Annotated in this window: 8 protein-coding genes; 5 read left to right on the top strand and 3 right to left on the bottom strand. The window is 42.8% G+C overall.

What is annotated here, in order from left to right:
• Nucleotides 1–80 (bottom strand): helix-turn-helix domain-containing protein (locus BGL89_RS18775; RefSeq protein ID WP_286827038.1); only part of this gene is annotated, 80 nt, incomplete at its 3' end.
• Between the two features lie 375 nt (nucleotides 81–455).
• Between BGL89_RS18775 and rpe the strand changes: the two genes are divergently transcribed.
• Nucleotides 456–1,163, top strand: coding sequence for a ribulose-phosphate 3-epimerase (gene rpe, locus BGL89_RS18770; protein ID WP_061431496.1), 708 nt, complete (start codon nucleotides 456–458; stop codon nucleotides 1,161–1,163).
• A gap of 48 nt (nucleotides 1,164–1,211) precedes the next feature.
• On the opposite strand, the gene hisN is transcribed toward rpe, so the two are convergent.
• Nucleotides 1,212–2,018 (bottom strand): histidinol-phosphatase, encoded by an 807-nt coding sequence (gene hisN / locus BGL89_RS18765; RefSeq protein WP_286827037.1) that lies wholly within the window; start codon nucleotides 2,016–2,018, stop codon nucleotides 1,212–1,214.
• Between the two features lie 295 nt (nucleotides 2,019–2,313).
• Between hisN and BGL89_RS18760 the strand changes: the two genes are divergently transcribed.
• From BGL89_RS18760 to hypF, 3 genes are read left to right on the top strand one after another with little or no spacing between them, the layout of a single operon-like run.
• Nucleotides 2,314–2,724, top strand: a complete 411-nt coding sequence (locus BGL89_RS18760) for a hypothetical protein (RefSeq protein ID WP_286827036.1) — start codon at nucleotides 2,314–2,316, stop codon at nucleotides 2,722–2,724.
• Between the two features lie 52 nt (nucleotides 2,725–2,776).
• Nucleotides 2,777–3,451: an ATP-dependent Zn protease gene (locus BGL89_RS18755; protein ID WP_286827035.1), complete on the top strand. Its 675-nt coding sequence runs from the start codon at nucleotides 2,777–2,779 to the stop codon at nucleotides 3,449–3,451.
• A 49-nt stretch (nucleotides 3,452–3,500) separates the two neighbouring features.
• A complete protein-coding gene (gene hypF / locus BGL89_RS18750) occupies nucleotides 3,501–5,765 on the top strand; it encodes a carbamoyltransferase HypF (RefSeq protein ID WP_286827034.1) in 2,265 nt (754 codons plus the stop codon).
• A 124-nt stretch (nucleotides 5,766–5,889) separates the two neighbouring features.
• Here hypF and BGL89_RS18745 read toward each other — a convergent pair whose 3' ends face one another.
• Nucleotides 5,890–6,180 carry a hypothetical protein gene (locus BGL89_RS18745; protein WP_286827033.1) on the bottom strand — a complete coding sequence of 97 codons (291 nt, stop codon included), beginning with the start codon at nucleotides 6,178–6,180 and terminating at the stop codon, nucleotides 5,890–5,892.
• A gap of 365 nt (nucleotides 6,181–6,545) precedes the next feature.
• Between BGL89_RS18745 and BGL89_RS18740 the strand changes: the two genes are divergently transcribed.
• Nucleotides 6,546–8,276 (top strand): diflavin flavoprotein, encoded by a 1,731-nt coding sequence (locus BGL89_RS18740; protein WP_286827032.1) that lies wholly within the window; start codon nucleotides 6,546–6,548, stop codon nucleotides 8,274–8,276.
• Nucleotides 8,277–8,373 lie beyond the last annotated feature (97 nt).

The raw sequence follows: 8,373 nt of genomic DNA, 5'->3' as shown, positions 1-8,373 counted from the left end.
CTTACACAGCCCAAAGTGCGCCGCAATAGCGACTCTTGTTCTGGTGTGGGGTAAAATCGGTAAGAATAGGCTTTTTCCATGTCTCACATTTAAGCATATATTCCGTAAACGATGCTCATATTTAACGGTAAAGCCGTCGTAGAACGACGGGGTTTCAGACCCAAATTTTCGATGAAGGTTAAATGCGAAACGGTGATTATGTCACACTTATATACCTCAAGTTTCTAAGAAATTCCCTAACAGGGATGGCAATATCTTTCATTTTAGAGTAGAAATCCTTGATTGTCAGTAGCGGTTATTGCTATACAACAATCAGAAATTTTTGTCTGTTACAATTTATACAAAATGCTCTGGGATTACCCCGACTGAAAACTCAAATCCGATTAGTGATCACTGATCACTGATTACTGATAAGATTGTTACGAAAATATAAACACGAAATTCTATAGTTAGCCATGACCCAAAACGGAAGCTCGAAGTCGATCGTTGTCTCTCCCTCGATCCTATCGGCGGATTTTAGTAAATTAGGAGCCGATATCGAGGCTGTGGATAAGGCAGGAGCCGATTGGATTCACGTTGATGTGATGGATGGTCGTTTTGTCCCGAATATCACCATTGGACCCCTGATTGTCTCCGCTATTCGTCCCTATACGAAAAAACCTTTAGATGTGCATTTAATGATCGTGGAACCGGAAAAATATGTGGCTGACTTTGCGAAAGCGGGTGCTGACATTATTTCTGTTCACGCTGAACATAATGCTTCTCCCCACCTCCATCGTACTCTTTGCCAAATCCGCGAACTCGGTAAACAAGCGGGTGTGGTATTAAATCCCTCCACTCCCCTAGATTTAATCGAATATGTGCTGCATTTGTGCGATTTAGTCTTAATTATGAGCGTTAACCCCGGTTTTGGTGGCCAGAGTTTTATCCCGGAAGTTGTCCCCAAAATCCGTCAATTACGCCAAATGTGCGATGAAAGAGGCTTGGATCCCTGGATTGAAGTGGATGGCGGCTTAAAACCGGCTAATACTTGGCAAGTTCTCGAAGCGGGTGCTAATGCGATTGTAGCAGGTTCGGCGGTATTTAATGCCCCCGATTACGCGACGGCGATCGAAGGTATCCGTAACAGCAAACGTCCCCAACCTCAATTAGCCACCGTTTAATTGCCGCAGGGGTGGGTTAGCTGTTGACTAATTATCTTGCTATTCGCACTAACCCACTCTGCTGATTTGTTCTAAAACCTGCCGCCATAAACCAGAATTAGAGACGGCTAAAACTTCGCTAGAATCAGCTTGTAGGGGATTACCTGACCAATCGCTAATTATTCCGCCCGCACCTTCAATAATCGGGATTAAAGCACAAAAATCGTAGTATTTCAGGTCTGATTCTAGGATTACCATCGGCATGGCAGTGCAGCCAGTGGCTAACATCATATAGTTATAACAATCACCCCCAAAAGCGGTACGTTTACAGACGGTTTGCAGCTGACGAGCGATCGCTTGTTGTCGTTCTGTGATAAACATTAAGGGAGTGGTGGAGGCTAAACAGGCATTTTTTAAGACAAGTTCCCGATCTTGACGGTAGGGATTAACAATCATCCGGTTATTATAAAGACTCGCTTTTCCCTTCACTCCTAACCAGCGATCGCCTAAAATCGGTTGATCGACAATTCCTAAAATCGGTTGATTTTCTGCCACTAGGCCGATTAAAGTCCCAAAAATCGGTAATCCCTTGACAAAAGAGGATGTTCCATCGATCGGATCCAACACCCAATAACGACCACTTTGGGCGGGAATATTGGCTCCTTCTTCGCGAATAACCCCATCTTCGGGTAATTCTCGCCGAATAATCGCTACCATCGCCTCCTCAGCTTCTTGATCGGCGATTGTTACTATTGAGGAAACTTGATCGAGTTTTGTCTCGGTTTCTAGATGGGGCTGCCGAAAATAGCGCCGGATAATCTCTCCAGAAGCGTCCGCTAATTGATGAGCTAGTTGGATAGTGCGATCAATATTCATCAATAAAAGTTATCTATATAGGAAAACAATAATGTTTATTTATGGTAAAGGAGAGATGGGGAGGTGGGGGATTTAGCTGGAAATTTCGAAAACAATAATGTTTATTTATGGTAAAGGAGAGATGGGGAGGTGGGGGATTTAGCTGGAAATTTCCCTATCACCCTAAATCCCTATTGCCGCGTTGAACCTAGAACTATCAATGGGTAACAGTTTGATTTTGACTCCATAATTAAATTAGTCAACGATCGACCCAATCTCAAGACGAGAAAAAATTAATCTATTAGGAGTTTAGCTGATGACGGCTTTTACGGAAAATGACCTAAAAAGGTTAGAAGATTTGATTATCAGTGGACAAAAAGCGATCGAAACTCGTTTAACCTCTTTGGAGAATGGACAAAAAGCGATCGAAACTCGTTTAACCTCTTTGGAGAATGGACAAAAAGCGATCGAGAATAGTGTCGGAGAGATCAAAAGAGAAATTCAGGTCTTGGAGATAGGACAGACGGAAATTAAGGGAGAAATCAGGACTTTAGACGCAAAAATCACGGGTTTAAATGAAAGAGTGAAACTGATCGAGGTATCCGTGGGAAAAATTCCCGATTTAGCTGAAAAAATTGGCGAGGTAAAAAACTGGAAACAGATCGGTATATCGATTGTGACTGCTTTTGTGGGTGGGGTAATTGGTTGGTTAATTCGGGGAAAATAAAACTAGGGAATGTAACATAGTATTAAGCATTTGTATATTTTTATCAATTTTTATGGAACAGACAGCTTTAAATCTGATCGCGATTACCGTTTTTTCGATCACTCTTTCCGTGTTTGTCACTCCTTTGCTGTCTATTTCGCCTTTTGTTCCCGCTTTGGCTACTCTTAGCCTCTTGGGATTAGTTACCGTTGATACTCTCACCTTTAATAACCGGGGCGTGACTTTACTACTGGATGCTCTTTCTCCTAGTAAACACCGTCAAAGAGTTATTCACCACGAAGCCGGACATTTTCTCACCGCTTATATTTTAGGCATTCCGATCGCTGGTTATAGTTTGACCGCTTGGGAAGCCTTTCGTCAAGGCCAGGAGGGAGTCGGCGGTGTTCAATTTGACCTAGCAGATTTAGAGCAAAAAGTCAAGAATTTTAGCGATTTTCCTGCTTTTTTAGAGCGAATTTCTACGGTGTGGATGGCGGGAATTGCTGCCGAAACCTTAGTTTATGGTAAAGCGGAAGGGGGAGAAAGCGATCGATTTTATCTGCAATCGGCCTTAAAATTAGCGGGGGTTTCCGAGAATAATTATGCCCAAAAAGAGCGCTGGAGTTTATTACAGGCAAAAACTCTTTTAGAAAAACAACAGACTGCCTATCAAGCTTTAGTGATAGCTATGGAAAAAAGGGCCAGTGTGGAAGAATGCTGTCGGGTGATTAGTGAAAGTTTAGTATAACGGGAAAAGTAATCAGGGATGAATTTGATGATTTCCCCGTTAAATTTTTATGAATAATCAGATCAATCAATCCGATCAGCGATTAGCTTTAATTGTGCGCGGAGCAGTACAAGGGGTCGGTTTTCGTCCTTTTGTTTATCGATTAGCAACGGAATTAAACTTAGCCGGTTGGGTGAATAACACAGCAGCGGGAGTTTTTATTGAAGTCGAGGGCAATCGAGACAAACTAGAAACTTTTTTGACTCGATTATCTTTAGAAAAACCACCTCGATCGCTAATTGAAAATATTGAGACTCAATGGTTAAATCCCGTCGGTTATCAAAACTTTAGCATACGTCCTAGCAGCGGCGGTGAAAAAAATACAATTGTTCTGCCCGATTTAGCCACTTGTCCCGATTGTTTAGCCGATATTTTTGACCCGAATAATCGTCGTTATCGCTATCCTTTTACTAACTGCACTAACTGCGGTCCTCGCTACAGTATTATCGAGAGTTTGCCCTACGATCGCAGTGCCACAACTATGAGAGGTTTTAATCAGTGTCCCGAATGTCAAAGGGAATACGAAAACCCTCTGGATCGCCGTTTTCATGCCCAACCGAATGCCTGTCCTCGCTGCGGACCCCAAATTAGTCTTTTAGATAGTCAAGGCTCTGTATTAGCGGAAAAAGATCAAGCTTTAATCGCTACTGCTAGAGCAATTAAACAGGGAAAAATTATGGCGATCAAAGGGTTAGGAGGATTTCACCTAGTCGTCGATGCAAGAAATACGCAAGCAGTGCAAAAATTGCGACAACGTAAACAGCGACGGGATAAGCCTTTTGCCGTGATGTATCCTAATCTTGAGTTAGTGAAAAAGCATGGTTATGTATCTTCTTTAGAATCGCAATTATTGCAGTCTCCTGCAGCGGCAATTGTCCTGATTAAACAAAGAAAAAATTATCTTTCTCCTTCGGTTTCTCCGGGTAATCCCTATCTAGGAGTCATGTTACCCTATACTCCCCTACATCATCTTTTATTAGCAGAATTAGGCTTTCCTATTGTAGCAACCAGTGGTAATCTAGCCGATGAACCTATCTGTATTGAGGAAAAAGAAGCTTTAGAAAAATTGGGAACAATCGCCGATTTTTTTCTAGTTCATAATCGTCCCATTGTTCGACCAGTGGATGACTCTATTATCAGGGAAATGGCGGGAAAAGCGATGATTTTGCGGCGGGCGCGGGGATATGCTCCCTTTCCCGTTAAAGTTAATGATGGAGATTTTCCTCCGATTCTGGCCGTGGGAAGTTATTTTAAAAATACCGTGGCTATCTATCAAAAAAATCAAGTTTTTATCAGTCAACATATCGGCGATTTAGATACGGTTAATGCTGTCAATCATTTTGAAAATATTCTCGATAGTTTAAAAAAATTATACGAGTTTGTACCAGAAATTATTGCCTGTGATGCCCATCCTGAATATCTAGCGACCAAGTACGCTTATAGCTTAAATTTACCCGTTATTCCCATTCAACACCATTACGCTCACGTTTTATCCTGCATGGCAGAACATCAGCTACAACCTCCGGTTTTAGGGGTTGCTTGGGATGGAACAGGATACGGTTTAGACGGCACAATTTGGGGGGGAGAATTTATCTATATCACTGCCGATTCTTGGCAGCGAGTCGCCCATTTTAAACCCTGGCCATTACTGGGAGGAGAAAAAGCGGTTAAAGAACCCAGACGAGTGGCTTTAGGATTACTAGAAGTTATGGAAAATACGGCTAGGATAAAATCAGCTTTTAGTGAACAGGAATGGTCGATTTTTAGGCAAATGTTAACCAAAAAAATTAATTGTCCTTTAACTTCTAGTGTCGGACGTTTGTTTGATGGTGTGGCGGCGATTCTAGGTTTATGTTATCAATTAAGTTTTGAGGGACAAGCAGCAATGCAGTTAGAATTTGCCCTTGAGAGCATTAAAACGGAGGAATATTACAATTTTTCTTTGTCCGCCGACTCACCCATAGTTATTGATTGGAATCAGATAATTTTAGGAGTTGTTGAGGATTTAGAAAAACAAGGACAAATCGGCATAATTGCCGCTAAATTTCATAATAGTTTAAGTGAGATTATTGTAGAAATTGCTCATAAAATAGGTAGAGAAAAAATTCTCCTGACGGGAGGCTGTTTTCAAAATCGTTATCTGACGGAAAGAACAATTAATCGCTTACAAGCTTCGGGATTTCAACCCTACTGGCAGCAAACTGTTCCCACTAATGATGGTGGTATTAGCCTTGGTCAAATTATCGGGGCTTTTTCTAGACTCAAACAGTTCTAGAATAGCCGACAATCTACATTTTTATTGGGTTATGTCAGCAGCGTTAAAGATCAACCACAGAGACAGAAAGAACAGAGAGAGCCGATTTTTTTCTAGACTGTTGGGATTGTCGAAAATTGAAATCTTAGCTTAAACGATGCCACTCAACGATTTTATTGCCTACTTTCAAAATGATTGCTTGACCTAAACTCAGTTCTTGTGTCACATTAACTAGATGGGAGAAATTTTGACGGGTGATTGCTAGTCCCTGCAAACAGGCTAGAAAATCGAGACAGAGAACCGTAGAAAATTCCCAGGTTTGTCGGTAAACACGGCAATTATCCGGTAAAAAAGCCACAAGAGCGCGAAAATGAGTCAAAGCGGCTTTCTCAAAATTGGCGCTAGTGCAGTCAAAAGACGAGTGCTGATAGCTCATAAAAACTTTGCCTGATAGGGAGAGAGCAGGGTTTTCCTCAGACTAGCACCTCGCTTCTGGGGATCACGTTCCCTTTAGAATTTCTCAATAGACTGGCAAATCCCCCCAGAGGAGTATCGTTACTCGCGAGCAAATTGCTAGAAGCTAGGTTTATTCCCAGAGATAGTGTACTTTAGATATTGATGTCCTTCCGGCTGGCAAGATAACCTATAAATTTCCCCACTCGTCCCTAGCGATAAAAGGCTGTATTTAGTCAAAAATCAAGTGTTGACTTTGATGCCAAACTTGCCCAGTAAAAAATGATCACAGCCTCAAGTTGCCGCTTAACTACTTGACTACTTAACTGATAACTGGTAACTAAGATTATGAATAATGCAATTGTCAAACCGAGAGATGTACAAGTAGCACCTATTGCCGTCGATACTTTTGTCTTTCGTTCCCGCACTTGGGACCGGTTAAAATTCGAGATTGAATACGGATTACAAAAGGGAACCACTGCCAATAGTTATTTGATTAAAAGTGAAAAAGTCGCTCTTTTTGATCCACCGGGGGAATCATTCTCGGCTATATTTTTAGAGGCTTTAACTAAAAGAATCGATCCGAAAACCATTGATTATATTATTCTCGGTCACGTTAACCCCAATCGTGCCGTTACCCTCAAGGCACTTTTAGAAATCGCTCCTCAAGTCACTTTTGTTTGTTCTAATCCGGGGGCAATTTCCCTGAAAAAAATTCTCGAAACCGAAGCATTAAATCTCTTCGTTGTCAAGGGGGAAGAAATATTAAATTTAGGAGCAAACCATCAATTAGAATTTATCCCCACTCCTAACCCCAGATTTCCCGATCAACTCTGTACCTACGACAGCAAAACTGATATTCTCTACACCGATAAATTATTCGGGGCGCACGTTTGTGGCGACCAAATTTTTGATGAGGGTTGGAGCGTTTATAACGAAGATCGGCGTTATTATTTTGATTGTCTCATGGCTCCCTATGCCAGCCAAATTAGCAACGCTTTGGAGAAATTAGCCGCTAAATCGCCCTTATTTTATGCCGTTGGTCACGGTCCTCTGGTGCGTTACGCGATGCACGAATTGACCCTTTCCTATCAACAATGGTTAGCAGTACAAAAGTCCCAAGAGTTGACAATCGCCCTGATTTATGCTAGTGCCTACGGCAACACCGCCACCCTCGCTCAAGCGATCGCCATGGGGATCACGAAAGCGGGAGTAGCAGTCACGGCGATTAATGCCGAGTCCGCCGAACCAGACGAGATCAAAACGGCGATCGAAAAAAGTGTCGGTTTGATCTTTGGTTCCCCCACTTTGGGAGGACACGCACCGACTCCTATCCAAACCGCCTTGGGGATTACCCTAGCAAATGGCGATAAAAGCAAGCTGGTGGGGGTTTTTGGTTCCTACGGTTGGAGTGGAGAAGCGATCGATCTTTTGGAAGGTAAATTCCGGGATGGCGGTTATCGCTTCGGTTTTGAGCCAATTCGGGTTAAATTTAAGCCGACGGAGGCAATTTTAAAGACCTGTGAGGAAGCGGGAACCGATTTCGCTCAAGCAGTCAAAAAAGCTCGCAAAAGCAGACAACCGAAAACTAATGTTAACCAATCCCAAAGCGATCGGCGATCGCAAGCTCTCGGACGTTTGGTGGGTTCTCTCTGTATCGTCACCTGCGAATTGGGGGAATTGCGCGGCGCCATGTTAGCTTCTTGGGTGTCGCAAGCGACGTTTACACCCCCCGGATTGACTATTGCCGTGGCGAAAGAACGAGCGATCGAGTCTCTGCTTTATAGCGGTACGCCTTTTGTCCTTAATATCCTCCAAGAAGGTCAACATTTGGCTTTAATGAAGCATTTTCTTAAACCTTTTGCCCCCGGAGAAGATCGTTTTGCTCATATCGAAACCACTAAAGCTGAGAACGGTGGGCCGATTTTGGCCGAAGCGCTCGCTTATCTGGAATGTCGGGTAGAACAACGAATGGAGTGCGGTGATCATTGGCTGCTTTATGCGATCGCAGAAAAAGGCAAGGTTTTACACCAGGGTTTAACCGCCATCCATCATCGCAAATCTGGCAGTTACTATTAATTTGTCGTTTTGACATCCTCACCGCCGTAAACGGACGGTGATTCCCAAACCTCACGATTTAGGTTTCTGCTTCTTTCCCTTGCGGGGTTTCGCACCT

This window comes from Microcystis sp. LSC13-02 (assembly GCA_002282935.1).
Taxonomy (GTDB): Bacteria; Cyanobacteriota; Cyanobacteriia; order Cyanobacteriales; family Microcystaceae; genus Microcystis.
This window is presented reverse-complemented; position numbering and strand designations above follow the sequence as displayed.

What these genes read in the sequence shown, in the direction of transcription:
- rpe (WP_061431496.1), top strand. Translation starts at nt 456, where the DNA reads ATGACCCAAAACGGAAGCTCGAAGTCGATCGTTGTCTCTCCCTCGATC.
- hisN (WP_286827037.1), bottom strand. Translation starts at nt 2,018, where the DNA reads ATGAATATTGATCGCACTATCCAACTAGCTCATCAATTAGCGGACGCT.
- BGL89_RS18760 (WP_286827036.1), top strand. Translation starts at nt 2,314, where the DNA reads ATGACGGCTTTTACGGAAAATGACCTAAAAAGGTTAGAAGATTTGATT.
- BGL89_RS18755 (WP_286827035.1), top strand. Translation starts at nt 2,777, where the DNA reads ATGGAACAGACAGCTTTAAATCTGATCGCGATTACCGTTTTTTCGATC.
- hypF (WP_286827034.1), top strand. Translation starts at nt 3,501, where the DNA reads ATGAATAATCAGATCAATCAATCCGATCAGCGATTAGCTTTAATTGTG.
- BGL89_RS18745 (WP_286827033.1), bottom strand. Translation starts at nt 6,180, where the DNA reads ATGAGCTATCAGCACTCGTCTTTTGACTGCACTAGCGCCAATTTTGAG.
- BGL89_RS18740 (WP_286827032.1), top strand. Translation starts at nt 6,546, where the DNA reads ATGAATAATGCAATTGTCAAACCGAGAGATGTACAAGTAGCACCTATT.